This window comes from Massilia norwichensis (genome assembly GCF_024753245.1).
Lineage (GTDB): Bacteria > Pseudomonadota > Gammaproteobacteria > Burkholderiales > Burkholderiaceae_D > Telluria > Telluria norwichensis.
Window position 1 is genome coordinate 167883 of the sequence record NZ_JANUGX010000004.1, and the last position, 26279, is coordinate 194161.

The 26279-nt window shown below is 65.4% G+C and carries 29 protein-coding genes; 11 read left to right on the forward strand and 18 right to left on the reverse strand.

Annotated features, from left to right (window positions below):
- Positions 1–7 precede the first annotated feature (7 nt).
- From paaI to paaA, 8 genes are all read right to left on the reverse strand, one after another.
- On the reverse strand, positions 8–463 hold the full coding sequence (paaI, locus tag NX782_RS05325) for a hydroxyphenylacetyl-CoA thioesterase PaaI (RefSeq protein WP_258844373.1): 456 nt from the start codon (positions 461–463) through the stop codon (positions 8–10).
- On the reverse strand, positions 453–2045 hold the full coding sequence (paaH, locus tag NX782_RS05330) for a 3-hydroxyacyl-CoA dehydrogenase PaaH (RefSeq protein ID WP_258844374.1): 1593 nt from the start codon (positions 2043–2045) through the stop codon (positions 453–455). The genes paaI and paaH overlap by 11 nt, the downstream gene beginning before the upstream one ends.
- A gap of 2 nt (positions 2046–2047) precedes the next feature.
- Positions 2048–2839, reverse strand: a complete 792-nt coding sequence (gene paaG, locus NX782_RS05335) for a 2-(1,2-epoxy-1,2-dihydrophenyl)acetyl-CoA isomerase PaaG (RefSeq protein ID WP_258844375.1) — start codon at positions 2837–2839, stop codon at positions 2048–2050.
- 133 nt (positions 2840–2972) lie between these two features.
- Positions 2973–4049, reverse strand: a complete 1077-nt coding sequence (gene paaE / locus NX782_RS05340; RefSeq protein ID WP_258844376.1) for a 1,2-phenylacetyl-CoA epoxidase subunit PaaE — start codon at positions 4047–4049, stop codon at positions 2973–2975.
- A 14-nt stretch (positions 4050–4063) separates the two neighbouring features.
- Entirely contained in the window at positions 4064–4573 is a 510-nt protein-coding gene (gene paaD, locus NX782_RS05345) for a 1,2-phenylacetyl-CoA epoxidase subunit PaaD (RefSeq protein WP_258844377.1), read from the reverse strand.
- Between the two features lie 17 nt (positions 4574–4590).
- A complete protein-coding gene (paaC, locus tag NX782_RS05350; protein ID WP_258844378.1) occupies positions 4591–5352 on the reverse strand; it encodes a 1,2-phenylacetyl-CoA epoxidase subunit PaaC in 762 nt (253 codons plus the stop codon).
- Positions 5353–5360: 8 nt separating this feature from the next.
- A complete protein-coding gene (paaB, locus tag NX782_RS05355) occupies positions 5361–5645 on the reverse strand; it encodes a 1,2-phenylacetyl-CoA epoxidase subunit PaaB (protein WP_047821541.1) in 285 nt (94 codons plus the stop codon).
- Between the two features lie 113 nt (positions 5646–5758).
- Positions 5759–6748 carry a 1,2-phenylacetyl-CoA epoxidase subunit PaaA gene (paaA, locus tag NX782_RS05360; protein ID WP_258844379.1) on the reverse strand — a complete coding sequence of 330 codons (990 nt, stop codon included), beginning with the start codon at positions 6746–6748 and terminating at the stop codon, positions 5759–5761.
- A 133-nt stretch (positions 6749–6881) separates the two neighbouring features.
- Here paaA and paaX point away from each other — a divergent pair, with 133 nt between their 5' ends.
- The gene (gene paaX, locus NX782_RS05365; protein ID WP_258844380.1) at positions 6882–7808 is read left to right on the forward strand and encodes a phenylacetic acid degradation operon negative regulatory protein PaaX; all 927 of its coding nucleotides are present in this window, start codon (positions 6882–6884) and stop codon (positions 7806–7808) included.
- Here the strand turns inward: paaX and NX782_RS05370 are convergent.
- Complete coding sequence (locus NX782_RS05370) at positions 7781–8044, reverse strand: DUF2442 domain-containing protein (protein WP_258844381.1); 264 nt, start codon at positions 8042–8044, stop codon at positions 7781–7783. The two genes, paaX and NX782_RS05370, sit on opposite strands and share 28 nt — an antisense overlap.
- Positions 8045–8194: 150 nt before the next feature.
- On the opposite strand from NX782_RS05370, the gene NX782_RS05375 reads away from it, so the two are divergent.
- Positions 8195–9334, forward strand: coding sequence for a M14 family metallopeptidase (locus tag NX782_RS05375; RefSeq protein ID WP_258844382.1), 1140 nt, complete (start codon positions 8195–8197; stop codon positions 9332–9334).
- A 58-nt stretch (positions 9335–9392) separates the two neighbouring features.
- Here the strand turns inward: NX782_RS05375 and NX782_RS05380 are convergent, their stop codons facing one another.
- Entirely contained in the window at positions 9393–11120 is a 1728-nt protein-coding gene (locus NX782_RS05380; RefSeq protein WP_258844383.1) for an asparagine synthase-related protein, read from the reverse strand.
- Between the two features lie 149 nt (positions 11121–11269).
- Between NX782_RS05380 and NX782_RS05385 the strand changes: the two genes are divergently transcribed.
- Positions 11270–12079, forward strand: coding sequence for a hypothetical protein (locus NX782_RS05385; RefSeq protein ID WP_258844384.1), 810 nt, complete (start codon positions 11270–11272; stop codon positions 12077–12079).
- Positions 12080–12247: 168 nt separating this feature from the next.
- A complete protein-coding gene (locus tag NX782_RS05390) occupies positions 12248–13324 on the forward strand; it encodes a porin (RefSeq protein WP_258844385.1) in 1077 nt (358 codons plus the stop codon).
- Between the two features lie 63 nt (positions 13325–13387).
- On the opposite strand, the gene pmbA is transcribed toward NX782_RS05390, so the two are convergent.
- The gene (gene pmbA, locus NX782_RS05395; protein WP_258844386.1) at positions 13388–14740 is read right to left on the reverse strand and encodes a metalloprotease PmbA; all 1353 of its coding nucleotides are present in this window, start codon (positions 14738–14740) and stop codon (positions 13388–13390) included.
- Positions 14741–14833: 93 nt separating this feature from the next.
- Between pmbA and yjgA the strand changes: the two genes are divergently transcribed.
- The 4 genes from yjgA to NX782_RS05415 are packed head-to-tail and all read left to right on the forward strand — an operon-like array spanning position 14834 to position 16899.
- Positions 14834–15436, forward strand: coding sequence for a ribosome biogenesis factor YjgA (gene yjgA / locus NX782_RS05400; protein WP_258844387.1), 603 nt, complete (start codon positions 14834–14836; stop codon positions 15434–15436).
- The gene (gene mog, locus NX782_RS05405; protein WP_258844388.1) at positions 15420–16019 is read left to right on the forward strand and encodes a molybdopterin adenylyltransferase; all 600 of its coding nucleotides are present in this window, start codon (positions 15420–15422) and stop codon (positions 16017–16019) included. The genes yjgA and mog overlap by 17 nt, the downstream gene beginning before the upstream one ends.
- Positions 16020–16029: 10 nt before the next feature.
- Complete coding sequence (locus tag NX782_RS05410; protein WP_258844389.1) at positions 16030–16698, forward strand: alpha/beta hydrolase; 669 nt, start codon at positions 16030–16032, stop codon at positions 16696–16698.
- A 3-nt stretch (positions 16699–16701) separates the two neighbouring features.
- Entirely contained in the window at positions 16702–16899 is a 198-nt protein-coding gene (locus NX782_RS05415) for a hypothetical protein (RefSeq protein ID WP_258844390.1), read from the forward strand.
- On the opposite strand, the gene NX782_RS05420 is transcribed toward NX782_RS05415, so the two are convergent.
- The 5 genes from NX782_RS05420 to NX782_RS05440 all read right to left on the reverse strand — a co-directional run bounded on the left by NX782_RS05420 (position 16900) and on the right by NX782_RS05440 (position 20317).
- Entirely contained in the window at positions 16900–17631 is a 732-nt protein-coding gene (locus tag NX782_RS05420; RefSeq protein ID WP_258844391.1) for a LytR/AlgR family response regulator transcription factor, read from the reverse strand.
- Positions 17628–18506 (reverse strand): sensor histidine kinase, encoded by an 879-nt coding sequence (locus tag NX782_RS05425; protein ID WP_258844392.1) that lies wholly within the window; start codon positions 18504–18506, stop codon positions 17628–17630. The genes NX782_RS05420 and NX782_RS05425 overlap by 4 nt, the downstream gene beginning before the upstream one ends.
- A complete protein-coding gene (locus NX782_RS05430; RefSeq protein WP_258844393.1) occupies positions 18503–19069 on the reverse strand; it encodes a transcriptional regulator in 567 nt (188 codons plus the stop codon). The genes NX782_RS05425 and NX782_RS05430 overlap by 4 nt, the downstream gene beginning before the upstream one ends.
- Positions 19070–19076: 7 nt before the next feature.
- Complete coding sequence (locus NX782_RS05435; RefSeq protein ID WP_258844394.1) at positions 19077–19640, reverse strand: transcriptional regulator; 564 nt, start codon at positions 19638–19640, stop codon at positions 19077–19079.
- Between the two features lie 122 nt (positions 19641–19762).
- A complete protein-coding gene (locus NX782_RS05440) occupies positions 19763–20317 on the reverse strand; it encodes a carboxymuconolactone decarboxylase family protein (RefSeq protein WP_258844395.1) in 555 nt (184 codons plus the stop codon).
- Between the two features lie 86 nt (positions 20318–20403).
- On the opposite strand from NX782_RS05440, the gene NX782_RS05445 reads away from it, so the two are divergent.
- On the forward strand, positions 20404–21705 hold the full coding sequence (locus NX782_RS05445) for an aspartate aminotransferase family protein (protein WP_258844479.1): 1302 nt from the start codon (positions 20404–20406) through the stop codon (positions 21703–21705).
- 56 nt (positions 21706–21761) lie between these two features.
- Here the strand turns inward: NX782_RS05445 and NX782_RS05450 are convergent, their stop codons facing one another.
- Complete coding sequence (locus NX782_RS05450; protein ID WP_258844396.1) at positions 21762–22610, reverse strand: fumarylacetoacetate hydrolase family protein; 849 nt, start codon at positions 22608–22610, stop codon at positions 21762–21764.
- A gap of 174 nt (positions 22611–22784) precedes the next feature.
- Here NX782_RS05450 and NX782_RS05455 point away from each other — a divergent pair, with 174 nt between their 5' ends.
- Both NX782_RS05455 and NX782_RS05460 read left to right on the forward strand, forming a co-directional pair.
- Positions 22785–23234: a cache domain-containing protein gene (locus tag NX782_RS05455; protein WP_258844397.1), complete on the forward strand. Its 450-nt coding sequence runs from the start codon at positions 22785–22787 to the stop codon at positions 23232–23234.
- A gap of 26 nt (positions 23235–23260) precedes the next feature.
- Positions 23261–24997: a methyl-accepting chemotaxis protein gene (locus tag NX782_RS05460; protein WP_258844398.1), complete on the forward strand. Its 1737-nt coding sequence runs from the start codon at positions 23261–23263 to the stop codon at positions 24995–24997.
- 64 nt (positions 24998–25061) lie between these two features.
- On the opposite strand, the gene NX782_RS05465 is transcribed toward NX782_RS05460, so the two are convergent.
- Positions 25062–26279, reverse strand: a complete 1218-nt coding sequence (locus tag NX782_RS05465) for a YbfB/YjiJ family MFS transporter (RefSeq protein ID WP_258844399.1) — start codon at positions 26277–26279, stop codon at positions 25062–25064.

Consider the following 26279-nt stretch of genomic DNA (forward strand, 5'->3'; position numbering starts at 1 on the left):
TCTCCTATTACTCGGTATTGCCCACTTCTGCCACCATGCCGTTCACACGGTGGGACTTGCCGCGGAAGAGCGCGACCTTGCGCCCCTCCTGGTTGGTGACGACGATGTCGTAGACGCCGGTCTTGCCGGACAGCGCCTGCTCGACCGCCTCGGCCCTCAGGACATCGCCCGCGCGGCCGGGCGACAGGTAATCGATGCTGCAACCGGCGCCGACCGTATTGAAATTGTGCGAGTTACAGGCGAAGGCGAAGGCACTGTCGGCCAGCATGAAGATATAGCCGCCGTGGCAGGTGCCATGGCCGTTCAGCATGTCCTCGCGCACGCGCATGCTCATGCGCGCGTAGCCGGGGCGGATCTGGTCCAGCCTCATGCCCAGCTTCTGGCTGGCCGGGTCGCGTTCGTACATGGTCTTGCCGGCCAGTTCGGCCAGCTGCTGCGGGCTCATTGGGACATCAGGCTGCATGGAAGCGTGCTCCTGCCGAATTCGTCCCGACATTGGCGGCCAGCTTGCGGCGCAGCAGCGGCGAGACACGGTAGCGGTCTTCGCCATACGCCTGGCCCAGGTTGTGCAGCACGGCGGCGATGTGCCGCAGGCCGACCGCGTCCGCCCAGGCCAGCGGCCCGCGCGGGTAGTTCACGCCTTTCTGCATCGCGATGTCGACCGCGCGTGCGCTGCATACGCCCTGGTTGACGGCATCGGCCGCCTCGTTGGCCAGCATGGCGACGGTGCGCATCACGGCCATGCCAGGCACGTCGTCGAGGCGTGTGACGGTAAAGCCGGCGGCCTGGAACATGCCGACCGCGCCCTGCCAGGCTTTCTCGCTGCACTGGTCGGCGCGCGCCAATGCGATGCGCGTGCCCTTGGCCGGATCGAGCATCAGGTCGAACAGCACGGTGTCGGGATGCTTGTCGTCGGCTGCGCGCTGGGTCGCGCTGCGGCCGTCGGTCAGGTAGATGGCGGCGCCGTGCACGTGGAAGGCCGGCTCCTCGCGGGTGTCGGTGCCGTCGAACATGGCCGGGTGGCTGAAGGCGACGCCGGCGGCGGCCAGGCGCTCGCTGACCACGGCCTGCAGCGCATCGAAGACCGGGTCCTGCAGGTCGCGCTTGCGGGTGATGCGCACCGTGTGCGGGCGCTCGGCTTCCGGCTCGGCCTGCGCTGCCGGCATGGCGATGCCTTCGCCGTAGCGGTAGAAGCCGCGGCCCGATTTGCGGCCCAGGAAACCGGCATTCACCAGCTCCTGCTGCACGACCGAAGGCGTGAAGCGCGGGTCGTTGAAGTAGGCCTTGAACACCGATTGCGTGACCGAGAAGTTGACGTCGTGGCCGATCAGATCCATCAGTTCGAAGGGGCCCATGCGGAAGCCCCCGCAATCGCGCATCACGGCGTCCAGCGTGGCGGCATCGGCCGCCTGTTCCTGCAGCAGGCGCAGACCTTCCGCATAGTAGGGGCGCGCCACGCGGTTGACGATGAAGCCCGGCGTCGACTTGGCGTGCACCGGGTTCTTGCCCCAGGCTTCGGCGGTGGCATAGACGGTATCGGCGATGCCTTTGTCGGTGGCGACGCCTTCGACAACTTCAACCAGTGCCATCAGCGGCACCGGGTTGAAGAAGTGCATGCCGACCAGGCGCTCCGGGCGCTTGAGCTGGGCGGCGATGGCGGTGACCGAGATCGACGAGGTATTGGTGGCCAGGATGCAGCCGGGTGCGACGAGGTCTTCGAGTTCGGCGAACAGCTTGCGCTTGACCTCCAGGTCTTCGACGATGGCTTCGACCACCAGCGCGGCTTCTTTCAGCTCTGCCAGCGAGGCCGCCGGCTGCAGGCGCTCGCGCGCGAGGTCCGCCTCGAGCGCGCCCATGCGGCCCTTTTCCACCAGCTTGTCGTAGGCCTTGCCGATGCCGGCAATGGCTTTGCCGACCGCTTCCGGCCGCGTGTCGTAGACCAGCACCCGATGGCCGCTGCTTGCCGCCACCTGGGCGATGCCAGAACCCATGGCGCCGCTGCCGACCACGGCGATGACACTGCCTCTATCCAATGCGTGTGCCATCCTTATTCTCCCTTGAAGTGCGGCTGGCGCTTTTCGATGAAGGCGGCCACGCCCTCGCGGTAGTCATGGCTGTAACCCAGCTCGCGCATCATGCCGGCTTCCATTTGCAGCTGCTGCTCCAGGGTGTTGGTCGAGCTGGCCAGCATCGCCTTCTTGGTGAAGGCCAGGCCCTTGGTCGGTGCCTTGGCGAAGTGCTCGGCCATCGCCATCGCTTCATCCATCAGGGCTTCATCCGGCACGCAGCGCCAGATCAGGCCCCATTCCTCGGCCTTCTCGGCCGGCAGCTTGTCGCCCAGCAGGGCCAGGCCCATGGCGCGGGCCGGGCCGATCAGGCGCGGCAGCACCCAGGTGCCGCCGGTGTCCGGGATCAGGCCCAGCTTGCAGAAGGCTTCGATGAAACTGGCGGATTTCGCGGCCAGCACGATGTCGCAGGCCAGCGCCAGGTTGGCGCCGGCGCCGGCAGCCACGCCGTTCACGGCGCAGATCACCGGCATCGGCAGGGTGCGCAGCGTGGTCACCAGCGGCGCGTAGAATTTTTCGACCGACTCGCCGAGGTTCACGCCTTTTCCGCCCGGCTCGACGGCGCGGTCGTTCAGATCCTGGCCGGCGCAGAAGCCACGGCCGGCGCCGGTCAGCACCAGCACGCGCGCCGTCTTGTCGGCTTGCAGCTTGTCCAGCGCGTCGCGCACTTCGCGGTGCATGGCCTGGGTGAAGCTGTTCAGGCGGTCGGGGCGGTTGAGGGTGAGGACGGCGATGCCGTTTTCCAGTTTGAATTGGATGGATTCGTAGCTCATGAAGTGTCTCCTCTTTTATGCCGTCATTCCCGCGCAGGCGGGAATCCAGGTTTTTCGAACCGCCACGAACTTGGATCCCCGCCTTCGCGGGGAGTCGTTTCCGGCAATGCCGGGAACGACGAGCTGGTGGTATTTATTCCTGCACGTCGAAATCGACGACGATCTTGTCCGTCACCGGGAAGCTCTGGCAGCTCAGCACGAAGCCGCGTGCCACTTCGTAGTCTTCCAGCGCATAGTTGACGTCCATTTCCACCTGCCCTTCCAGCACCTTGCAGCGGCAGGTCGAGCACACGCCGCCCTTGCAGGAATAGCGCATGTCGATGCCCGCGCGCAGACCGGCATCCAGCAGGGACTCCTTGTCCTTGTCCATCGTGAAGCTGGCGTGCACACCGTCCATCACCACCGTGACTTCGGTCTGGTGCAGCGGCTCGGCCGACACGGGGCGCGGCTTGCGCGGGGTCTGGGCGGCGCCGGCGGCGAACAGCTCGATGCGGATGCGCTCCTTCGGCATCCCCGCTTCCTGCAATGCATTGGAGACGCCATGCATCATGTCTTCCGGCCCGCAGATGAAGGCGTAGTCGACGTCTTCCACGCGCAGCCAGTGCTGGAACAGCTGGCGGCATTTGTCTTCGGTGATGCGGCCGTGGAACAGCTCGACGTCCTGCGGCTCGCGGCTCATGATGTAGACCAGGTTCAGGCGCTCGAGGTACTGGTCTTTCAGGTCGGTCAGCTCGTCGCGGAAGATCACCGAGGACGAAGCGCGGTTCCCGTACAGGAGCGTAAAACGGCTGTGCGGTTCGGCCATCAAGGTGGTCTTGATGATCGACAGGATCGGTGTGATGCCGCTGCCGGCCGCGAAGGCCAGGTAGTGGCGGCGGCTTTCCGGCTCCAGCGGCAGATTGAAGCGGCCTTCGGGCGGCATCACGTCGATGGTGACGCCGGGGCGGATGGCTTCGTTGGCCCAGGTCGAGAACAGGCCGCCGTTCACGCGCTTGATGGCCACGCGCAGGCGATTGTCCTGCACCGCCGAGCAGATCGAATAGGAGCGGCGCACGTCTTCGCCGTCGATCATCGCGCGCAGCGTCAGGTGCTGGCCCTGCTGGTACCGGAAGGCGTCCTGCAGGTGCGGCGGCACGTCGAAGGTGACGGCGATCGCGTCGCGCGTCTCATGCTTGACCTTGGCGACGGTCAGGGGATGGAATTTGCTCATCGTGTGTATGACACTTAATGACACTTGAAGTAGTCGAAAGGCTCGCGGCAGTCGAGGCACTGGTACAGGGCCTTGCATGGCGTCGAGCCGAACTGGCTGGTCAGGCGCGTGTGGCTGGATCCGCAGTGCGGGCAGGCGACGTCGGGCTGCTGGATCGCATGGCGTTTCACACCGTGCTTCAAACCGCTGATGTCGATTACCTGCTGGCTAGGGGGCGCGATGCCGTAGCTTTTCAGGGCGGCCTTGCCGGCTTCGCTCATCCAGTCGGTGGTCCAGGCCGGCGACAGGCGCGACGCGATCCGCACGCGTTCGACACCGCGCGCGCGCAGCGCGTTCTCGACGTCTTCGGCGATCACCTGCATGGCCGGGCAGCCGGAATAGGTCGGGGTGATGGTCACCACGACCTCGTCGCCGTCGAGCGCGACGTCGCGCACGATGCCGAGGTCCACCACCGAGATCACCGGGATCTCCGGATCGGGCACTTCGCCGAGCCAGGCCCAGACTTGCGCGGTATCGGTAAGCATCGCCGCCCCCATGCCTGTTACCACTCGACGCCGGGATAGGCGCGCTGCAGGAACTGCATCTCGGCCAGGATGTAGCCGAGGCGCTCGCTGTGGCGGCCCTGCTTGCCGCCGCGCTGCATGTAGGCGTCGGGCGACGGCATCGTCAAGGTGGCTTCGGCGAAGACTTCCGATACGTGCTGCAGGAAGGCGGCGCGCAGGGTGTCGGCGGCCGGGGCCACGCCCTGCTCCACCATCGCCTGATCGAGCTCGTCGTAGAGGAAGGCTTCGCCGGTATAGGTCCACAGCTCGTCGACGGCGGCCTGCATCCTGGCGTGGCTGATGTCGGTGCCGTCGCCCAGGCGCACCACCAGGTCGCCGCTGCGGCGCAGGTGGTAAGTGACTTCCTTGATCGACTTTTCCGCGATCTCGGCGATGCGCTTGTCGGTCGAGGCCAGCAGGCCCTGCATCAGGAAGTAGTGCCAGGTATCGAAGAAGAACTGGCGCACCATGACTTGCGCATAGTCGCCGTTCGGCTGCTCGACCAGCAGCAGGCTGCGGAACTCGCGGTTGTCGCGCAGGTAGGCCAGGCGGTCTTCGTCGCGGCCCTTGCCTTCGAGTTCGCCGGCATAGGTCAGCCACATGCGGGTCTGGCCCAGCAGGTCGAGCGCGACGTTGGTGAGCGCCATGTCCTCTTCCAGCGCCGGGCCCTTGCCGCACAGCTGGGAGAGCTGCTGGGACAGGATCAGGGCGTTGTCGCCCTGGCGCAGCAGGTATTCGATTTTTGCCAGCTTCGCGTCCACGGCCAACCTCACAGGTTCTTGACTTCTTCCGGCATCGGGAAGAAGGTCGGGTGGCGGTAGACCTTGCTGTTCGAGGGTTCGAACAGCGCGTCCTTGTCGCTCGGGCTGGAGGCGACGATGTCGGCCGCCTTCACGACCCAGATCGAGACGCCTTCGTTACGGCGCGTGTAGACGTCGCGTGCGTTGTTGATCGCCATCTCGGCGTCCGGTGCGTGCAGGCTGCCGACGTGTTTGTGGGCCAGGCCATGCTGGCTGCGGATGAAGACTTCCCACAGCGGCCATTCTTTGCTCATTTTTTGTCTCCGTGTCAGTCGTCGCCCCCGCGCAGGCGGGGGCCCAAGTTTTGCTCGCATCTCGACTGCTCGACAAACTTGGGTTCCCGCCTGCGCGGGAACGACGGTAATGATTAGGCGGCGGCCTTTTTGTCCGCCTGCTTGTCCGCATACGCCACCAGCGCATCGCGGAACCATTCGCCGTCTTCCCATGCCTTGACGCGGGTGCGCAGGCGCTCCTTGTTGCAGGGACCGTTGCCCTTCAGGACGTTCTGGAATTCGCTCCAGTCGATCTCGCCGAAGTCGTAGCTGCCGCGTTCCTCGTTCCACTTCAGGTCCGGGTCGGGGATGGTGAGGCCGAGGAATTCGGCCTGCGGCACGGTCTGGTCGACCATGCGCTGGCGCAGCTCGTCGTTCGAGAACAGCTTGATCCGCCACTGGCTCGACTGCGCGCTGTTGACCGACTCGGCATCGGACGGGCCGAACATCATCAGCGAGGGCCACCACCAGCGGTTCAGCGCATCCTGGGCCATCGCCTTTTGCTCGGGCGAGCCCTGGGCCAGCTTCATCATGATGTCGTAGCCCTGGCGCGCGTGGAAGGACTCTTCCTTGCAGACGCGGATCATGGCGCGCGCATACGGGCCGTAGGAGCAGCGGCAGAGCGGGATCTGGTTGATGATCGCCGAGCCGTCGACCAGCCAGCCGATGGCGCCGATGTCGGCCCAGCTCAGGGTCGGGTAGTTGAAGATGCTCGAGTACTTGGCTTTGCCGGAATGCAGGGCTTCGAGCAGCTCGTCGCGCGACACGCCGAGGGTCTCGGCGGCACTGTACAGGTACAGGCCGTGGCCGGCCTCGTCCTGGATCTTGGCCAGCAGGATCGATTTGCGCTTGAGCGTGGGCGCACGCGTGACCCAGTTACCTTCCGGCAGCTGGCCGACGATCTCGGAGTGGGCGTGCTGGGAAATCTGGCGGATCAGGGTCTTGCGGTAAGCCTCGGGCATCCAGTCCTTCGGCTCGATCTTGACCCCGGCATCGATGCGGGCCTGGAAGGCCTGCTCTTCCGCGCTCATGTCGTCGCGGGTCTGGACCTTCTTGAGGCCGGTTTCTACCAGTTGGGCGTACATGGTGAGGCGTCTCCGTTTGTGTTCTCACTGAATCCATAATACGATACAAAAAATCAGATGTACACCAGAATTTTGAATCATATCGAGATGCAAGTTTCTGTCGTATGCATCCTGATTGCGGTAAAGTAATCATATGAAAATGCTCAGCAGCAACGACTGGATTACCCGTTTCCTTGCCACCGACCCGCCGCGCTCGAAGTCGCTGGTCATGACGATCTTCGGCGACGCCATCGCCCCGCACGGCGCACGCCTGTGGCTGGGCAGCCTGATCGAACTGGTGGCGCCGATGGGCGTCACCGACCGCCTGGTGCGCACCAGCGTGTTCCGTCTGGCGCAGGAAGGCTGGCTGGTCGCCAACCGCGAAGGCCGCCGCAGCAGCTATGCGCTGCTGCCCGAAGCGCGGCCGCGTTTCGAGCGCGCCAATCGCCGCATCTACGCGCCGCCCGGCCTCGACTGGGATGGCCGCTGGACCGTCGTGATGGCGCCCAACGGCAGCATCGACGCTGCCCTGCGCGCGGCCGTGCGCAAGGAGCTCGAGTGGGAGGGCTATGCGATGCTGGCGCCCGGTCTGCTGACGCACCCGGCCGCCGATGCCGCGACCCTGGCCGAGATCCTGGAGCGCGTGAAGGGCAGCGGCAGGATCTTCGTCTGCAGCGCCGCCGAACTGCCGGGCGCCGGCTCGCGTCCGCTGGGCGAGCTGGTGCAGGAGGCCTGGGATCTGTCCGGCGTGGTGGCCAACTACCGCCGCTTCATCGCCGAATTCACGCCGCTGCTGGACCTGCTGCGCGCCGAGCCCCAGCTGGCGAACCAGGATGCCTTCGTGGTGCGCAGCCTGCTGATCCACGCCTACCGCCGGGTCCAGCTGCACGATCCGATGCTGCCGCTCGCGCTGCTGCCGCAACCCTGGCCGGGCTCGGAAGCGTATGCGCTGGCGCAGGCGATCTACCGCCTGACCTGGGAAGCGGCCGAGGCGCACCTGATGGTCGTGCTGCGGCGCGAGGATGCGGATGCGCCCGATGCGGACGGCGGTTTTTACGAGAGGTTCGGCGGATTGCGCTGAGGCGTGGCCATCGACAGCCGGATGCTCTCGAGACCCAGCTCCAGGTCGAGCCCCGGCCAGTACAGGCAGGTATCCCCAAAACATTGCACCCGGCACAGCTGCGCGACGGTGGCGTGCTCGAACCAGGGGAACAGGGCGAACGGCAGGTAGAGCTCTTCACGGTGGCAGCGCAGCCAGAAGCCTTGCGCATCGATGCTGGTGATCTCGGCACGTGCCACGCGGATTTCGTTTTTCATTGCTGGTTTTCCTCCCAAACGAGCACCTTAGCAAAGGCCAGATGTGCCGCATTTGAGCGGCAGCAGATGACCAGATTTGCGCGTCCAAACGAGTCATGGGTATCATGCACGCCTTACCACTCAAATAACAGGACCGAGGTCCTACCCGCCATGTCTATCAAGATCAGCAGCCAGTTCGACGCTGGCGCCATCGATATCGTCAACGCCACAAGCGCCAACGCCATCGACCTGAACATCCGCAAGGATTCGCACGCCGACATCACCCAGTGGTTCTACTTCCGCCTGCAGGGCGCGCAAGCGCAACCCTGCACGATCCGCCTGCTCAACGCCGGCCAGTCGGCCTATCCGCAGGGCTGGGAAGACTACAACGCGATGGCGAGCTACGACCGCGTCAACTGGTTCCGCGTGCCGACCAGCTTCGACGGCCAGGTCCTGACCATCGAGCACACTCCGGCCATGGACAGCGTCTACTACGCCTACTTCGAGCCTTACTCGTGGGAGCGCCACCTGGAGCTGCTGGACCGCGCCCAGCTGTCCGAGCACGTGCGCATGGTCGACCTGGGTTCGACCGTCGACGGCCGCGACCTGAACATGCTGATCATCGGTGAACCGTCGCCGGAAAAGAAAAAGGTCTGGGTCATCGCACGCCAGCACCCGGGCGAGACGATGGCCGAGTGGTTCGTCGAGGGCATGCTCGACGCCCTGCTCGATCCGGCCCATCCGTTCGGACGGCAACTGCTGAAAGAAACGGTGTTCTACGTGGTGCCGAACATGAACCCGGACGGTTCGGTGCGCGGCAACCTGCGCACCAATGCCGCCGGCGCCAACCTGAACCGCGAGTGGCTGAACCCGACCATGGAGCGCAGCCCGGAAGTCTTCCTGGTCAAGCAGAAGATGCATGAAGTCGGCGTCGACATGTGCCTCGACGTGCACGGCGACGAAGGCCTGCCCTACGTGTTCGTGGCCGGCAGCGAATCCCTGCCGAACTTCACCGCCGAACAAGCCGCGGCCCAGAAGGCATTCTCGGATGCCTTCATGATCGCCAGCCCGGACTTCCAGGACGTGCACGGCTACGGCGAGACGCCCTACAGCGAAGAAACGCTGACCATGGGTTCGCCGCACATCACCCACGCCTTCGGCTGCCTGTCGCTGACGCTGGAACTGCCGTTCAAGGACAACGCCAACGATCCGGATCCGCTGGTCGGCTGGGACGGCGCGCGCAGCGCACGCCTCGGCGCCGCGGTGCTGCAGCCGGTGCTGCAGGCGGTCCGCGCGATCAAAAAGGTGTAATTCGTTCGTGTGGGCTCATGCCAGGGTCATCGCGCCCTGGCTTTGCTTGACCAGAGCTTCAGGCAAAAGCGAACGCTTCAGAATCCTGCCAAGGGTGCTCGTTTGTCACCTGGCTGCTGCGCGAGTAAACATTGCCGTTGTTCCACAAATACCATGCCCAGAGAAAGCTCAGCGTTCGCCCTGCAGTGCCATCGCCGGCATCGCAACGACGTATTAGGCCCTGTACATGCGGCATATTGAAGGCGCCTGTTTCCTCGTGAAAGCCATCAAACATTCGTGCCGGACCAGCGGGTGCCTGAGACAGCCAGCTCGCGAAGTCTTGATGATCGAATCGGCGCCGATGTCGCACCAGGCGCTTGCTTGCATAGTCGAACACATGCATTAACTCACGGTGAATTCGTGAGGCGCCAATCCGCACGCCGGTGTTTGCATCCGGGTAGCTGCCAAGAATTTTACTGGTACGTTTCAATAAATGGATGACGAAACGATTGTCGCGCTTTTCTTCCGGCCGTACCCGCAGAATCAAATCAACAAGTGGGGGATATCCGAACGGAAAAGCGACCCCGATGTGCTGTCGCCACATCTGCGCGCTCGACTTGGATACCTTGCCTAGGAATTCTTCTATATAAAGCATCTGCAGGGTACCGGCTGTATCCAGCTCACGCTGATGGCGTGCGACTTTATCGGTCAAGTGAATACGCGCCTGCTCCCCCAGTAGCTGCTGGTACGGCTCAACAAAGCATTGTTTTCGCTCTGCGTACGTCGGTTCAAAACGTTTCCACAACTGTTCGGCCAGGCTTTTACCTTCTATTCGCGACAGGGAACTGTCGCACGGGTACTGGTGCATTTCCCCGATCTTGTAAAGCTCTCCAAACGCGCCATGCAGCATGATTCCGTCAGGCTTTACATGCTGCCGTAACCACATTGCTTCGACTTCGGACGAAAAACTCATCCCATGCATCGCTTCTGAGGCCTGTGCCATCAGAAAAGGCAAATTCGCGGCGAACTCTTCATTAAGTGGATACTCGGCGTGCGGCACCTCGCAGGCCTTGGCCATACCTTTCGCGTAGGACAAAGCACGACTGCCTGGCACGCCTGTACTGTAAGTTCGGACGCTTTTCCCCAGAAATTGACATGCCGCCAACAAGCATCGGGAATCAGCGCCGCCCGATAGCGTGACACTGACACTGTCGATTCCCCTGGTCGCCATTTCCACACCTTCGAGAAAAAGGTCGACCAGTTCGTCCTTCACATTATCGAAGGCCAGGTCAGCATTTGCCAGTAGCCGCACCGGGTCCCACAGGGTGCGGCTACTGATCTGCAGTGTGTCGAGATCCACGGTCATCGCAATGCCGCCAGCGACGGTCGAAATACAGGATGATGTCGTGCGTCGATCGAGAGGCACGTTCAGAGCAAGAATGTCGCTCATCGCCCCTTGGTCGGGACTGGCAGAACCCTGACAACGACGAGCCAGTGCATGAAAATCGCCGGACAGATAAATTACGTCCCGCTCACATGCCAAATAAAGTGGATAAAGCCCGAACCGGTCGGTAACGATCGTCAGCGTGCGGGCTGCCGTATCGTGACGCAGCAAAGCGAACTGGCCGAAAAGCTGCGGTATCGCCTCGATGGCCAGGGCGGCTGGCGAATCGGCATCGGCAAAGGAACCAGCTAGATAAGTGTGCACATGGGGCGCCCCTCCAGGGTGGAAAGCAAACGTCCTGTTCGGATCGATCAGGACGGCTTGGCGCTGCCCGCTAAAGGTGAGATCGGTAGAAGCAGTCAAGACATCCTCGATGTTATCCAAAACTTGGCAATAATTATTGTTATTTGGACATATTTTAATACAGAAAAATTAATTCTAAATTGTTAATCTGGAACCAGAGCCCACGTGTCCGGTCAAAGCATGAGCGGCAAACAGGAGCGGAGCGTGCAATGGGCATCGTGTATCGGCCAGGTGAAAGTCCGGAACCGGGAGCACCGTCTCCCGCCGGACTCGCGCTGGGCGATTCCTGGTTCTGGCATGCCGATCAGACGCTGCTGCAGGCGCTGGTCGAGCATCCGCGGGTCGCGCCCGAACATGCGGCGATCCGCCTGCTCGGCTTCAACGGCGCCCGGCTGAACCAGTACATCGGCGACGGCGCCTATGCCGACGTGATCCACATGCACCTGGTGCCGGATTTTCACTTCAGCGAGTTCTATCTCGGCGGCTTCGCCAACGACGCCCTCGAACACCGGCTGGCGCTGCGCAACGACTGCGCCTCCGCCTCCGATCCCGCCGCCTGCTTTTCCGCGGCGCGGCTCGACCTCATGCTGTACCACATCAGCGAAGGCCTGAACGGCATCATCCGCACCATCCGCTGGGCCTATCGCAAGACGCCCTGGCTGCAGCCGATCTTCCTGAACGGCTACGATTATCCGGTCCCCGACGGCCGCGGCTTCGTCGACAGCCATGGCGGCTGGATCACGGCGGTGATGGACGACGCCAACGTCGACCCCGACCCGGCCTTCCGCATGGAGGTCGTCAAGCGCATGATCGACTTCGTCAACGACGAGGTGCTGGCCGAATTCCACTCGCCGCTGGAGCGCGTATTCCACGTCGACAGCCGCGGCGTGCTGGCGCGCGATGCGCCGCATTACACCGACGACTGGGAAAACGAGGGTTATCCAACCCGCGAAGGATTCACCAAGATCCTCGAGCGGGCATGGTTTCCCATGCTCGCGCCATTCAGGATCGTGAATTAACAGTCCCGAATGCCCATGCTGGTAGCGCGCGCGCCACAGTTCCCTGCCGCGCGTGGACTTCCTTCCGCTATGCAATGCGTCAGCGCAAATTTCCGTAGAGCACAAAATGATATTCATAAAAATGCTTCTGGGCATTTTCTATCGATATCATTTACAAAGGATGGGATGATGAAACTGATTGGGACCGCAGCCATTCGGAACACCGCCTTGATCGCCGGCATGCTCGCTTGCAGCAGCGCCTTTGCACAGCAGTCGAATGTCGATGTCTACGGCATCATCGACGTGCTGGTCGGCCCGACCACCAACCTCACGAAAGACAAAGGCACGACCTGGCGCGTCAGCTCGAGCGGCATGAACGTCTCGCGACTGGGCTTCAAGGGCGCGGAAGACCTGGGCGGCGGCCTGAAAGCGGTCTACCAGCTCGAAATGGGCCTGGGCATCGATACCGGCAGCACCGACAACCCGCTGTTCAAGCGCCAGGCCAACGTCGGCCTCGAGGGCAGCTACGGGCGCGTGATCCTGGGCCGTTCCTTCACCTCGGTGTATGACTTCATGCTGCCCTACGACCCGATGGGCTATGCGCCCTTCTATTCCTGGGTCCCGACCGGCAATGCCAGTGGCATCAGCAAATACGGCATGACCACCGGCTTCGACAACCTGATCAAATACTCGGGCAAGTTCGGTCCCCTGTCGCTGGGCCTGAGCTATGGCGCCGGCGAGCAGTCGGCCACCATCGGTGACAGCGCCAAGGGCGCGGTGGCGCTGAACTATGCGATGGGACCGGTGTCGGTGGTGGGCACCTACGAGCGCATCAACGGCAACAAGCTGGCAACCGGCGTGCGCGACGAGACCACGGCCTGGCACCTGGGCGCGATGTACAGCAGCGGCAAGCTGAAGCTGCAGAGCGGTGCGCGCGATTACCGGCTGCAGGCGGCCAAGCCGCTGACGCCGGACGTGCGCGCCCGCCTGTACTGGCTGGGTGTCAATTACCAGTTCGCGTCACCGGTGTCGGTGACCGGTGCCGTGTATTACCAGGACGTGCGCAACGTGCCAGTCGTCACCCAGGCCGACCCGATCATGTACGTGGCCCGTGTCAGCTATGCGCTCAGCAAGCGCACCGCCCTGTACACGGTCGGCGGTTATGCCAAGACCAGGCACAACCAGCTGGTCAGCCTGTCGCGGGACGAGGGCGGCTTCGACAGCGACATGCGTAGCCTGCAGGTCGGTATCAACCACCGCTTCTGAACCAGCGCCGCCAATAAAAAAGGCAGCGCGTACGCTGCCTTTTTTCTTTTGCCTGCGCCAGCCTTAACTACCGGCCACCACCATCTTCTCGATCAGGATCGAGCCGGTCGACTTGTTGCCGCGCGTCAGCACGTCATTGCCGATGCCGACGATGGACTGGAACATGTCCTTCATGTTGCCGGCGATGGTGATTTCCTCGACCGGGTACTGGATCACGCCATTCTCGACCCAGTAGCCGGAGGCGCCGCGCGAATAGTCGCCGGTGACGTAGTTGGTGCCCTGCCCCATCAGCTCCGTGACCAGCAGGCCGGTGCCCATCTTGCGCAGCATGCCTTCGAAGTTGTCGGCAATCTTCGTTTCCTTCGAGGTCATTTCCAGGTTGTGCGAACCGCCGGCATTGCCGGTGGTTTGCATGCCCAGCTTGCGCGCCGTGTACGAGGACAGGAAGTAGCCCTGCAGCACGCCGTCGCTGACGACCTTGCGGGTCTGGGTGCGCACGCCTTCTTCGTCGAAGGGCGAGGAACCGACCGCGCCGACCACGTGCGGGTCTTCGACGATCTGGATGTGCGACGGGAAGATCGACTTGCCCAGCGAATCCAGCAGGAAAGTCGACTTGCGGTACAGGGCGCCGCCCGAGGTGGCCTGCACAAAAGAGCCGAGCAGGCCGGCGGCCAGCGGCGCTTCGAACAGCACCGGGCAGGTGCGGGTGTCGAGCTTGCGCGCGTTCAGGCGGGCCAGCGCGCGCTCGGCGGCGTAGCGGCCGACCTTTTCGGCGTCGGCCAGCTTTTTCGGGTCGCGCGCCGAGGTGTACCAGTCGTCGCGCTGCATCTTGTTGCCCTTGCCGGCGATCGGCGCCACCGACAGCGTGTGGCGCGAGAACGGATAGCCGGCGCAGAAACCGAGGCTGTTGGCGGCCACGAAGTGCGACTGCTGCACGTAGACGCTGGCGCCTTCGCTGTTGGTGATGCGCCTGTCGACGCCGAAGGCGGCCGCTTCGCAGCGCTGGGCGATCTGCACGGCTTCCTCGGCGCTGATCTCCCAGGGATAGCACAGGCGCAGGTCGCGCGGGTTCATTTCCAGCAGATCGGCGTCCGGCAGGCCGGCGGCCGGGTCTTCGGCGGTGAAGCGGGCGATGTTGTAGGCCGCTTCCACGGTGGCGCGCAGCGAGGCGCTGGAAAAATCGGAGGTATTGGCATGGCCGCGGCGCTGGCCGCAGTAGACGGTCACGCCGATGCCCTTGTCCTTGTTCTGCTCGATGGTCTCGACCTGGCCTTTGCGCACCGTGACCGCCAGCCCGCTACCCTCGCTGATCTCGACCGATGCATCGCTGGCGCCGGTTTCCTTTGCAATCGCCAGCACGTCCTGTGCAAGCTGCTTGAGCTGATCCTGGGTATGGGTGAAGACGGAGTCGTTCATGTGCGTTTTTCGTAGCGAGCCCTAAAACAGTTATCATAGCAGCCGTTTACTGTTTTTACCGTCAAGCCGTGCGCTTGGCGAATCTAGATCATCATGCCAAATGCAAACCGCGGCGCTGTCGGCTTCCGCTCCGACGAGTTCGACCAGGAATACGAACGCCCCTCCAAGTCCGAACTGAAACGGCAGAGTAACGAGTTGCAGAAGCTCGGCGAAACGCTCATCGAGGCGCCGCGCGACCGTGTCAAGCGCGTGCCGATGCCGGACGAAGTCAAGGACGCCATCCTCACCTGCCAGACCATCACCAACCACGAAGGCCGGCGCCGCCAGCTGCAGTTCGTCGGTAAACTGATGCGCACGCTGGACGAAGAGGAAGTCGACGTCATCCGCCGCACCATCGAAAGCTGGAAGGGCACTTCGAAGGCCGAAGCGGCCGCGCTGCACGCGCTGGAGCGCCGCCGCGAGAAGCTGCTGGCCGACGACAAGGCGCTCACCCAGCTGCTGGAAGAGCATCCGCAGCTGGACGTGCAGCACCTGCGCACCCTGATCCGCAATGCCCGCAAGGAGCAGGCTGAAAACAAGCCGCCCAAGGCCTACCGCGAGATCTTCCAGATCCTGAAGGATCTGGCCAAGCCGGCGAAAGCCGCCGCCCCCGACCAGGAAGAAGGCGAGGACACCGACGATGAGTCTGGAGAATAAGGTACACGAACTGGTGATTGGCCTGGTCTCGGTCTCGGACCGTGCCAGCGGCGGCATCTATGAGGACAAGGGCATTCCGGCCCTGCAGGAGTGGCTGCAGAAGACGCTGACCACCCCGTTCCGCATCGAGACCCGCCTGATTCCCGATGACCGCGACGAGATCGAAAGCACGCTGATCGAGCTGGTCGACGAAGTCCGCTGCCACCTGGTGCTGACCACCGGCGGCACCGGCCCGGCGCGACGCGACGTCACCCCCGAGGCGACGCTCGCCATCGGCACCAAGGAGATGCCGGGCTTCGGTGAGCAGATGCGCCAGGTCAGCCTGCACTTCGTGCCGACCGCGATCCTGTCGCGCCAGGTCGCGGTGATCCGCGAGACGCCGGACCACGCTGCCCTGGTCATGAACCTGCCGGGCCAGCCGAAGTCGATCAAGGAAACCCTCGAGGGCCTGAAGGATGGCGACGGCAAGACCATCGTGAATGGCATCTTTGCCGCGGTCCCCTACTGCATCGACCTGATCGGCGGCCCGTTCAGCGACACCAACCCGGATACTTGCGTCGCCTGGCGACCCAAGAAAAAATAAGGATGCACGCATGAGCGAGCTGCTCGAACACGTCACGATCGACACCGGCGATAATCCGGAAATCTCCGTCATCTGGCTGCACGGCCTGGGCGCCGACGGCAACGACTTCGTGCCCATCGTGCGCGAGCTGGACCTGGCCGGCCTGCCCGGCATCCGCTTCATCTTCCCGCACGCGCGCCGCATTCCGGTCACCGTCAACGGCGGCTACGTGATGCGCGCCTGGTACGACATCACCGGCGCCGAACTGACGCGCCGCGAAGACGAGAACGGCCTGCGCGCTTCGCAGCTCGAAGTCGAAGCCTTCATCGCACGCGAAAAGGCGCGCGGCATCCCGGCCTCGCGCATCGTCCTGGCCGGCTTCTCGCAGGGCTGCGCGATGACCATCCAGGCCGGCCTGCGCCATCCGGAGCCGCTGGCGGGCATGATCTGCCTGTCGGGCTACGTGCCGCTGTCGGCCAAGCTGGGCATGGAGCGCACCCAGGAAAGCCTGCAGACGCCGATCTTCATGGCCCACGGCCGCCACGACAACGTGGTGCCGTTCAACCGCGCCGAGCAATCGCGCGACCTGCTGGTCTCGCTGGGCTACCAGGTCGAGTGGCACGAGTACGCGATGCAGCACTCGGTGTGCCTCGAAGAGGTCCAGGCGATGTCGGCCTTCTTCAAGAAAGTACTGGGGTAAGCGATGGCGAAGAAGGAAGAACTCGACGAAGAGACCATGGCACTGATTAACTGGTGCATCGAGGTTGAAGGGCATCTGGTGGCCGGCGGCGCCACCCAGAAGCAGGCGCAGGAACACATCGAAGAGAACGTCGAGTGGTTCACCGATATGTTCTACGATGAGTTGACGCCCGAGCAGGCGGCGAAAGAAGCGCTGGCCTGATCAAATCCCGCGGAACAGGTGCTGGAAACGCTGGCTGACCGGCAGCCTGGCACCGTGCCCGCGCAACTGCACCCATAAAGTCCCATCCTCGGCGCGCGCCGCCGCGGCGATACGCTTGACGGCCACCATGTAGCCGCGGTGGATCTGCCAGAACGCCGCGCCATCCAGCGATTCCGTCAGCTCCTTCAGGCTCAGGCGGATATGCGCTTCCATCGCATCCGTCACTACCCGCGTGTACTTGGCGTCGGCGCAGAAGTACACCACGTCGGCCAGGTCGATGAAGTGGATCGTGTTGCCGACCGTGGCCTGCAGCCAGGCCGGCGGCTGCGCCCTGGCCTGCGATACCGGCCCGGCAGCCGGCGCCGGCATCCCGGCGATGCGCGCGCGGGCCCGCTCCACCGCCCGCGCCCGGCGCTCCATGCTCACGGGCTTCATCACGTAATCCACCGCCCCTTCATCGAAGGCCTGCAGCGCATGCTCGCCGAAGGCCGTCACGAACACGACATGGGTGCGGGCCTGGAACACGCGCGCCAGTTCCAGGCCATCCAGGCCGGGCATGCGGATGTCGAGAAAGGCCACCTGGGGCGCCATCTCGCGCGCCAGGCGCAGCGCCTCGATGCCGTCTTCCGCCTCGACGATGCGGGCCTCCGGCCACAGCCGCGCCAGCGCTTCGCACAGTTCCGCGCGCAGCAGCGGTTCGTCGTCCGCGACCAGGATGCAGGGCGCGCTCATGCCGTCATCTCCACGCTCGTCTCCACCAGCGGCAAGGTCAGCACGGCCTTGGTCACGCCGGCTGCCGTGCGGGCCAGGCTGAATCCCGCGCGGCCGCCGTACAGCGCCGCCAGGCGCTGGCGCAGGTTGTGCAGGCCGACGCCGCTGCCCGGCACTGCCGCGTCGAGCCCTGCCCCATCGTCGCCGACGGTGACCGTCACCGCTGCGCCGGCATGCTGGGCATCGAGCGTCACCCGGACTGGCCCCGGCTTGCGTTCGACGCCGTGCTTGACCGCGTTTTCCACCAGCGTCATGAGCAGCAGCGGCGGCACCGGCATGCCGGCCAGCGCCGGCGGGCAATCGAGACTGTACTGGAGCCGCGGGCCGAAACGGATCGCCATCAGCGCCAGATAATGGCCGGCCAGGTCGAATTCGCGCCCGAGCGTGGAATCGCGGCTGCGCATGTCCGGCAGGGCGCTGTGCAGGTAGGCGATCAGGTGCTCCAGCATCTGCGCGGCGCGCTCCGGATCCTGGCGCGCGAGGTAGCGGGTATTGGCGAGGGTGTTATACAAAAAATGCGGTTCGATCTGGGCCTGCAGGGCCTTCAACTCGGCCGCCAGCACCGCGTGGCGCAGTTCGGCCAGTTGCAGCGCACTCCACGCGGCGATCCAACCGAAGCGGATGCCCCGGACGCGTGCGCCCAGCAGCAGGACCGCGCAGGCCAGCAGCATCGGCGCGAGGACCGCCGCGAACAGGCCGATCAGGGCGTAGCGCCGCAGCCAGGCGGCGCCGGCCACGAACACGCACAGCACGGCCAGGCTGCACAAGCCCTGGCGCGCGCTGCAGCCGTACAGGCGCCGCACGCTGGCAGCGGCGACATGGTCGCGCCCGCTCACAGGACGGGCACCGCCAGCAGCACCCGGTCGGGCGGCAGAACGTCGACCGGCACGTCCTGGCCGACCGGCTCGAAGCCCAGGCGGTCGATCCAGACCTGGCCTTTGCCGTTGCAGATCACGCCAATGGTAATGGTCGCGGCGTCCGCCGGGATGTCCAGCACCACGCTGCGCTCCTGCCAGTCGGTGCTGCCGCGGATCGGCTTGTCGGCGCTGTTGTAGAAGGCGATGGTGCGGCCGGCCCGGTTATCGGCCCGCATCCACAGCCCGGCCCAGCCGCTCACGTCCTGGGTCTTCAGGGCGGCGCGGAAGCGCACCCGCAGGCCGAGGTAGTTCTGCGCCGAGAACTGCTGCGCCAGGGCCGCCCAGGCATTCGCATCCCCGGCCTGGTTGCGCAGGAACTTGGCGCCCCTGGCGCCCGGGTCCTGGTCGATGCCGGCGACGAATTTCTGCGGGCTCTGGCCGGTCAGCATCCACGCGGCCGGCAGCGGTTCCGGTGCGGCCGCCAGCGCCAGCACCGGCGCAGCGGCGATGGCCACGGCGGCAAGCACATGTTGTGGTTTCATCGGCGCCTCACAGGGTCGGTGCGGTCGCCAGCGGCGGGCGCGCCTGCAGGCTGTCGACCGGCACGTCCTGGCCGACGGTTTCGAGCGCAAGCTGGTCGATCCATACGCGGCCCTTGCCGCTATCGATCACGCCGAACACGATCATGGCTGCATCCTGCGGCACATCCAGCACCACGCTGCGTTCCTGCCAGTCGCTTGTGCCCTTGATCGGCTTGTCCTGGCTGTTATAGAAGGCGGCCTGCTGGCGCGAATGGGTGTCGACGCGCATCCACAAGCCGGCCCAGCCGCTCACGTCCTGGGTGCGCACGCGGGCACGGAAGCGGACCCGCTGGCCGACGTAATTCTGGGCGGAGATCGCCTGCGTGAGTGCGCCCCAGGCTTTGTCGTCGCCGCTGGTATTGTCGATGAACTTGGCGCCCTTGACGCCATCCGCCTGGTCGACGCCGGCCGTGAATTTTTTCGGGTCCTTGCCGGCCAGCTGCCACGGCGCCGGCAGCGGTTCGGGCGCGGCGGCCAGGGCCAGGACCGAGGTGGCGGCGATGGCGGCGGCGAGTACGTAATGAGGCTTCATCTGTTGTCTCCGTTGGTTGAGGGCTGTGAGGCACCTCTACTTTGCCGACTGCCGGTGTACCGTGGGAAGGCACGCGACGAAGGCCGCTCCAACGCCGACGAGCGCGGCCCCGCGCCGATGAACTATTCCGGCAGCGGCGCGGCGCTCGACGCCGGTACCGCCGTCTGCGCCGCGTTCATCACCATCGCCAGGAAGGTGTAGTAGCCGTTCACGCCCATCAAATCGACCACGCCCTGCTCGCCGAACAGCGCCAGCGCCGCGCCGTACACGCGATCGGACACCCGTTTGTCGCGCTGCAGCTCGATACAGAAGTCATGCACCGCTGCTTCGTCGGCCGGCATTCCCTGCGGCTGCCGGCGCTGCGCGATCGCCTCGATCACCGCCGGCGCGATGCCCGCCTGCTGCGCGATCGGCGCGTGGATCGCCCACTCGACCTGCTGGTTCCATGCGCGTGCGGTGACCAGGATCGCCAGTTCCGTCAGGCGCGTGCCGATGGCGCTGCGGTAGCGCAGGTATTCGCCGAGGCGCTGGGCGTGGCCCATCAATTCGGGACTATGCAGCAGCGGCACGAAGGGGCCGTAGAGGGCGCCGCGCGGACCATTGACGATCGCCGCAGCCGCCTCGCGCTGGGCATCGGTCCATTGGTCGGGCGAGAGGGAAGGTAGTCGATCTGTCATGCGAGAAATATTCGCATGCCTCCCGGCAAAAATCAAAAGAATCCCGGTGGAGTCCGATTATTGTCGAGCGACAACTTTTGAAGGGGATTCCCATGAGCCGCATCCTTCACCGCAGCCTGCGCCAGACGCCGCCCGTGGCGATCGGGGGCGAAGGCATCTACCTCCACGACAGCCAGGGCAAAACCTATATCGACGCCAGCAGCGGCGCGGCCGTGTCTTCGCTCGGCCATGGCCATCCGGACGTGATCGCCGCCATGCATGCCCAGGTCGATGCCTGCGCCTATGCCCACACCGGCTTCTTCACCACCGCCGCGGCCGAGGAGCTGGCGCAGCGGCTGGTGGCGCAGGCGCCGGCCGGCATCGGCGGGGTCTGTCTGGTGGCGGGCGGATCGGAGGCGATGGAGACTGCGCTCAAGCTGGCGCGCCAGTACTTCGTCGAGGGCGACGAGGCGCAGCGCACGCTGTTCATCACGCGCCGCCAGAGCTGCCACGGCCACACGTTCGGTGCGCTGGCGGTGGGCGACAATGCCGGGCACCGCATCTCGCCCTGTTACGAGTACCGCTACCGCGAGGAAGGCCAGAGTATCGAACAGTACACCGCCATGCTGCTGGACGAACTGGAAGCGGAAATCCTGCGTGCGGGGCCGGAACGCGTGCTGGGCTTTTGCGCCGAACCCGTGGTGGGTGCGACCGGCGGCGCGATCCCGCCGACGCCCGGTTACTTCCGCGGCGTGCGTACGCTGTGCGACAAGTACGGCATCCTGTTCATCGCCGACGAAGTCATGTGCGGCATGGGGCGCACCGGCACCCTGTTCGCGATCGAGCACGACGGCGTGGCGCCGGACCTGATCGCGGTCGGCAAGGGGCTGGGCGCGGGTTACCAGCCGATCGGCGCGGTGCTGGTCAACGGCGCGGTGGTCGAGCGCCTGCAACGCGGCGGCGGCGCCCTCCTGCAGCGCCACACCTATACCAGCCACCCGGTGGCGGCAGCGGCCGCGCTGGCGGTACTGCAGGTGATGGAACGGGACGATCTGCTGGAGCAGGTCAAAAAGCGCGGCGCCACCCTGCGCCGCATGCTGGGCGATGTGTTCTGCGCGCACCCGCACGTCGGCGACATCCGCGGACGCGGCCTGTTCCTCGGGCTGGAACTGGTGCGCGACCGCGCCAGCCGCGAGCCCTTCGCGCCAGAGCTGAAGCTGCACGCGCTGGTCAAGGCCAAGGCGATGGAGCGCGGACTGATGGTGTATGCGGCGGGCGGCACCATCGACGGCTGCCGCGGCGATCACGTGCTGCTGGCGCCGCCCTTCATCGTCAGCGCGATGGAGTTGTCGGAGATCGTGACCCGGCTCGACGATGCCCTCAGGGCCGCGATCCGGGAAGTTACCTGACGTCGTTCCCGGCACTGCCGGAAACGACTTCCCGCGGAGGCGGGAACCCAAGTGCCTTACTTCGGAAACGCCACCACCTCGGACTGCTGCTCGCCCAGCCCCGCAATCCCCAGACGCAGTTTGTCCCCCTTCTTCAGGAAACGCTGCGGCGTGCGGCCCAGGCCCACGCCCGGCGGCGTGCCGGTGCTGATGATGTCGCCCGGTTCCAGGGTCATGAAGCGCGACAGGTAGCTGACGATCTGCGCCACCGTGAAGATCATGTTCGAGGTATTCCCGGTCTGCATCCGCTTGCCGTTCAGCTCCAGGTAGAGGTCGAGGTCCTGCACGTCGAAGATCTCGTCCTTGGTCACCAGGAAGGGGCCGACCGGACCGAAGGTGTCGCAGCCTTTGCCTTTATCCCACTGCGAACCCATCTCGAACTGGAAGGCGCGTTCGGAAACGTCGTTGACCACGCAGTAGCCGGCCACGTACTTCAGCGCGTCTTCTTCGCTGACGTACTGCGCGCGGGTGCCGATCACGACGCCCAGCTCGACTTCCCAGTCGGTCTTCTTCGAGCCTTGCGGCAGCTGGATCGGGTCGTCCGGGCCGGACAGGCAGCTGGTCGCCTTCATGAACATGATCGGTTCTTTCGGGATCGGCGCGCCTACTTCGGCCGCGTGGTCCGAGTAGTTCATGCCGATGCCGATGAACTTGCCGACGCCCTTGAGCGGCACGCCGAAACGCGGCTCGCCGCGCACGATGGGCAGGCTCTTCCAGTCGATCTTGGCGAGCTTGCGCAGCGCTTTTTCGGACAGCACCGAGGCGTCGATGTCGTCGATCACGCCGGCCAGCGAACGCAGGCGCCCTTCCTCGTCGAACATGCCTGGCTTTTCCTTACCGGGGCGGCCGTAACGAACTAACCTCATAGTCTTCTACCTCTGGATGTGCTTGGGAACCGTCCATTTTACCGGACCCTGCCCAGGCGGGTCGCCGGCGCCACTTCTTGCGGCAACGCAAATTCGTACCGCCGGGCCCGGCGTACTGTAATCAATGCATCTAAGAAACTTTTGCGCTGCGTCGCCTGTGGAGGAAGAAGTACCGTGAAACCGCAGTTTGCCGCCCTCGGTCTCGCCCTTGTCGCCGCCGCCAGCCCTGCCGCCGAGCCGGCCGCGCAGGATGCGGTGGCCCTGGTCGAACAAGGCGCCGCTTTCCTGCGCCTGCACGGCAAGGCTGAACTCATCCGGCGCATCAATGCCAGGGATCCGAAGTTCTACCGCGGCCAGTTGTACCTCCATATGCGCGATGCCCGGACCGGCATCGTCCTTGCGCATCCGGTGCACCGCTGGCTGGTCGGCCAGGACCTGCTCGAGGTGCCCGATGCGAACGGCAGGAAGTACCGGCGCGACATCATCGAACTGGCGGCGACCGAAGGCAAGGGCTGGGTCGCTTACACGTACAAGAACCCGGCCGACGGCCACCCCGAACCCAGGCGCGATTACATCGCCAGGGTCGGCAACGTGGTGCTGGAATCGGGTATCGGCACCAGGTAAGTCATTTCATTTCCAGGAGAAGTCCCATGCTGAAAAAATTGAGGATCGGTCCCAAACTGCTGCTGGCGCCATCGCTGGTGCTGCTGCTGTTGCTGCTGCTGTCGGGTGCGGCCTACTATGGCATGGTGCGCCAGAACGCCTCGCTGGAGAACATGGTGCAGGTGCGGACCGCGCGCCTGCAGGCCGCCGCCGACATCGCCGGCGATGCCAAGTACGCGCATGCCGGCATCTACCAGCTGCTGGCATCGATGGCGGGCAACTTCGCCCAGGACCGCATCAAGGCCATGATCGCCGACATCGGCAAGAAGCACGAGGCGATCCAGACCCGGCTCGCCGAGCTGTCCAAGGTGACCGAGCCCGCGGAGCGCAAACTGATCGAGGCCTCGATCGCGGCGCTGGCGGCTTATCACAAGAGCGTCAACGAATGCATCGACCTGGCCCAACTCGACCAGTCGACGGCCATCGGCGCGATGCAGACCGCGGAGAAGCGCTTCCTGGTCCTGAATGCCAACCTGGCCGAGCTGGCGACGCTGGAGCGCGACCTGAGCGGGCATGCCTATGCCGCCGCCAAGTCCGAGTTCCATAACCTCGGCCTGAGCATGGCGGCGCTGGTGGTGCTGTCGATCGTGCTGTCGCTGGTGGTGACGATGCTGGTGCGGCGCGCCATGCTGAAGGACATCCACGACATCTCGACGGTGGTCGGCGACCTCGCCGACGGACGCCTGACCGGCGGCACCACCAACGATGGCCGCGACGAGATCGCCGAGACCTCGCGCGCGCTCGACCACACGATCGCCACCCTGAACGTCACCCTGCGCAGCGTCCTGGATTCGGTACGCTCGATCGACACCGCATCCAAGGAAATCGCCAGCGGCAACCTGGATCTGTCGGCGCGCACCGAAATGCAGGCCAGCTCGCTCGAAGAAACGGCCAGTGCGATGGAAGCCCTGACCCAGGCGGTCAAGAAGAACGCCGAGAACGCGCGCCTGGCGACCGGTCTTGCCGCCGAGGCCAGCAAGCTGGCGTCCAGCGGCGGCCAGGCGGTGGACCGCGCGGTCACCACGATGGAATCGATCCGGGCCAGCTCGCGCAAGATCGTCGAGATCATCGGCGTCATCGACGGCATCTCCTTCCAGACCAACCTGCTGGCGCTGAACGCGGCGGTGGAAGCCGCGCGCGCCGGCGAGCAGGGACGCGGCTTCGCGGTGGTCGCGGCCGAGGTGCGCACGCTGGCCCAGCGCTCGGCCTCGGCGGCCAAGGAGATCAAGGCCCTGATTGCCGATTCGGTGGCGATCATCGACAACGGCAGCGCTTCGGTCAACGAGGCCGGATCCAGCATGGGCAGCGTGGTGACCTCGGTGCAGCAGGTAAACGACATCATCAACCGCATCAGCACCGCCAGCGACGAGCAGGCCGAAGGCATCGGCGAAGTCAATCGCGCGGTCGGCCAGATGGACGACATGACCCAGCAGAACGCGGCCCTGGTCGAGGAAGCGGCAGCGGCGGCGGCCAGCCTGCACGAGCAGACCGTCAACCTGGCGCGTGCGGTATCGATCTTCAAGATCGAGGGAATGGATACCCGGGAAGAGGACAGCGACACCACGGCCTTCCCTGCCCTCGCCGCGCCCGTCGACGAGGAGGAGCCGGAATTCGCCGAACCCGTCGAACGGCGCGCCGCCGGCAGCCCGATGCGCGGCGCGCGGCGTGCGCAGCCCGCCAAAACGCAGGAGCGTCCGGCACGGCAGCGCAGTGCCCGCGGCTGAGTTCTCGGGCAGGGACGAAAAAAAAACGGCGCCATCGGCGCCGTTTTCACGTGGGCAGCGGGATTCAGGCCGTCACCGCATCCAGCTCGCCGCGCGCCGCCTGCTGCCGGCGCAGCAGCGCGATGGCCGGCACGCACAGCGCGGACACCGCCAGCGCCGCGCCGCTGATCCAGAACAGCACCGCATACGAGCTGCGGCCGGCCATCAGCGAGACCATCGCGCTGGCGCCGCCGGCCTGGGCCAGCGAGAAGCACAGGTTCATCGCAGTCCAGTTGCGCCGATGCTGCGCCGCCCCGCCGATCTCGAGGGCGTAGCTGGACGCGGCGCCGACGATCCCGGGCGAGAAGAACCCGACCAGCACCGACGACACCAGCAAGGCCGGGGTGCCGGTCGCCACCAGCGGCAGGGCGACGCCGACCGCTTTCAGCGCAAAGCCCAGGCCCAGGGTGCGGGTCAGGCCGTAGCGGTCGGCCAGCACCCCGGTCAGGTAGGGGCCGCAAGCCGCCCCCAGGCCGAAGCAGCCCCAGAAGAAGCCGGCGGCGGCCAGGGGCCGGTGCAGCTCGCGCGTGATGTAGTCGGCCCAGAACAGCGTATGCGGCAGGTAGCCGATGGCGTTCAGCGTGTAGGCCAGGCACAGCAGCATGATCGGCCCCGAACAGCCGCGCCGGCCGGCTTGCGGCGCGGCGGCCGAGGCCGGGGTTCCCGCCGGCGTACCCGGCCATTGGTTCCAGGACAGGATCGTCAACAGCGCGCAGATCCCGCCCAGTCCCAGCCAGGCCGGCACCAGACCGAAAGTCGCCAGGCTGGGCACCACGGTAGCGGCGGCGACGATGCCCAGCCCGACCCCGGAGAAGATCAGGCCCGCCACGCGGCCGCGCCGTTCCGCCGCCACGCGCGGCAGGATCAGCACCGGCGCCTGCACCATCAGGATCGCGCCGCAGGCACCGGCCACCACGCGCCAGAACAGGAACCAGGGCATGCCGCCGCCGCGCCAGGCGCAGGCGAACAGGCTGAGCGCGCACAGCAGCATGGCCCAGCGCACCAGCCAGCCCGGCGCATAGCGGCGGGCCAGCAGCGCGGCCAGACCGATGCCGAGCAGGTAGCCGCCGAGGTTGGCGGCGCCCAGGTGGCCGGCAGCCTCGCGGCCGAACCAGCCCTGCTGCACCAGCACCGGCAGGATCGCCACGTAGGCAAAGCGTGCGATGCCGACGCCGGTCAGCGTCGCCGCCATGCCGCACAGGCCCGGAATGGACCCGGCGGCAGAATTGCACCAGGCTTTCAT

Excerpts from the sequence above, each read along its gene's own strand:
- paaI (WP_258844373.1), bottom strand. The coding sequence starts at position 463 with ATGCAGCCTGATGTCCCAATGAGCCCGCAGCAGCTGGCCGAACTGGCC.
- paaH (WP_258844374.1), bottom strand. The coding sequence starts at position 2,045 with ATGGCACACGCATTGGATAGAGGCAGTGTCATCGCCGTGGTCGGCAGC.
- paaG (WP_258844375.1), bottom strand. The coding sequence starts at position 2,839 with ATGAGCTACGAATCCATCCAATTCAAACTGGAAAACGGCATCGCCGTC.
- paaE (WP_258844376.1), bottom strand. The coding sequence starts at position 4,049 with ATGAGCAAATTCCATCCCCTGACCGTCGCCAAGGTCAAGCATGAGACG.
- paaD (WP_258844377.1), bottom strand. The coding sequence starts at position 4,573 with ATGCTTACCGATACCGCGCAAGTCTGGGCCTGGCTCGGCGAAGTGCCC.
- paaB (WP_047821541.1), bottom strand. The coding sequence starts at position 5,645 with ATGAGCAAAGAATGGCCGCTGTGGGAAGTCTTCATCCGCAGCCAGCAT.
- paaA (WP_258844379.1), bottom strand. The coding sequence starts at position 6,748 with ATGTACGCCCAACTGGTAGAAACCGGCCTCAAGAAGGTCCAGACCCGC.
- paaX (WP_258844380.1), top strand. The coding sequence starts at position 6,882 with ATGAAAATGCTCAGCAGCAACGACTGGATTACCCGTTTCCTTGCCACC.
- NX782_RS05370 (WP_258844381.1), bottom strand. The coding sequence starts at position 8,044 with ATGAAAAACGAAATCCGCGTGGCACGTGCCGAGATCACCAGCATCGAT.
- NX782_RS05375 (WP_258844382.1), top strand. The coding sequence starts at position 8,195 with ATGTCTATCAAGATCAGCAGCCAGTTCGACGCTGGCGCCATCGATATC.
- NX782_RS05385 (WP_258844384.1), top strand. The coding sequence starts at position 11,270 with ATGGGCATCGTGTATCGGCCAGGTGAAAGTCCGGAACCGGGAGCACCG.
- NX782_RS05390 (WP_258844385.1), top strand. The coding sequence starts at position 12,248 with ATGAAACTGATTGGGACCGCAGCCATTCGGAACACCGCCTTGATCGCC.
- pmbA (WP_258844386.1), bottom strand. The coding sequence starts at position 14,740 with ATGAACGACTCCGTCTTCACCCATACCCAGGATCAGCTCAAGCAGCTT.
- yjgA (WP_258844387.1), top strand. The coding sequence starts at position 14,834 with ATGCCAAATGCAAACCGCGGCGCTGTCGGCTTCCGCTCCGACGAGTTC.
- mog (WP_258844388.1), top strand. The coding sequence starts at position 15,420 with ATGAGTCTGGAGAATAAGGTACACGAACTGGTGATTGGCCTGGTCTCG.
- NX782_RS05410 (WP_258844389.1), top strand. The coding sequence starts at position 16,030 with ATGAGCGAGCTGCTCGAACACGTCACGATCGACACCGGCGATAATCCG.
- NX782_RS05415 (WP_258844390.1), top strand. The coding sequence starts at position 16,702 with ATGGCGAAGAAGGAAGAACTCGACGAAGAGACCATGGCACTGATTAAC.
- NX782_RS05420 (WP_258844391.1), bottom strand. The coding sequence starts at position 17,631 with ATGAGCGCGCCCTGCATCCTGGTCGCGGACGACGAACCGCTGCTGCGC.
- NX782_RS05430 (WP_258844393.1), bottom strand. The coding sequence starts at position 19,069 with ATGAAACCACAACATGTGCTTGCCGCCGTGGCCATCGCCGCTGCGCCG.
- NX782_RS05435 (WP_258844394.1), bottom strand. The coding sequence starts at position 19,640 with ATGAAGCCTCATTACGTACTCGCCGCCGCCATCGCCGCCACCTCGGTC.
- NX782_RS05440 (WP_258844395.1), bottom strand. The coding sequence starts at position 20,317 with ATGACAGATCGACTACCTTCCCTCTCGCCCGACCAATGGACCGATGCC.
- NX782_RS05450 (WP_258844396.1), bottom strand. The coding sequence starts at position 22,610 with ATGAGGTTAGTTCGTTACGGCCGCCCCGGTAAGGAAAAGCCAGGCATG.
- NX782_RS05460 (WP_258844398.1), top strand. The coding sequence starts at position 23,261 with ATGCTGAAAAAATTGAGGATCGGTCCCAAACTGCTGCTGGCGCCATCG.
- NX782_RS05465 (WP_258844399.1), bottom strand. The coding sequence starts at position 26,279 with ATGAAAGCCTGGTGCAATTCTGCCGCCGGGTCCATTCCGGGCCTGTGC.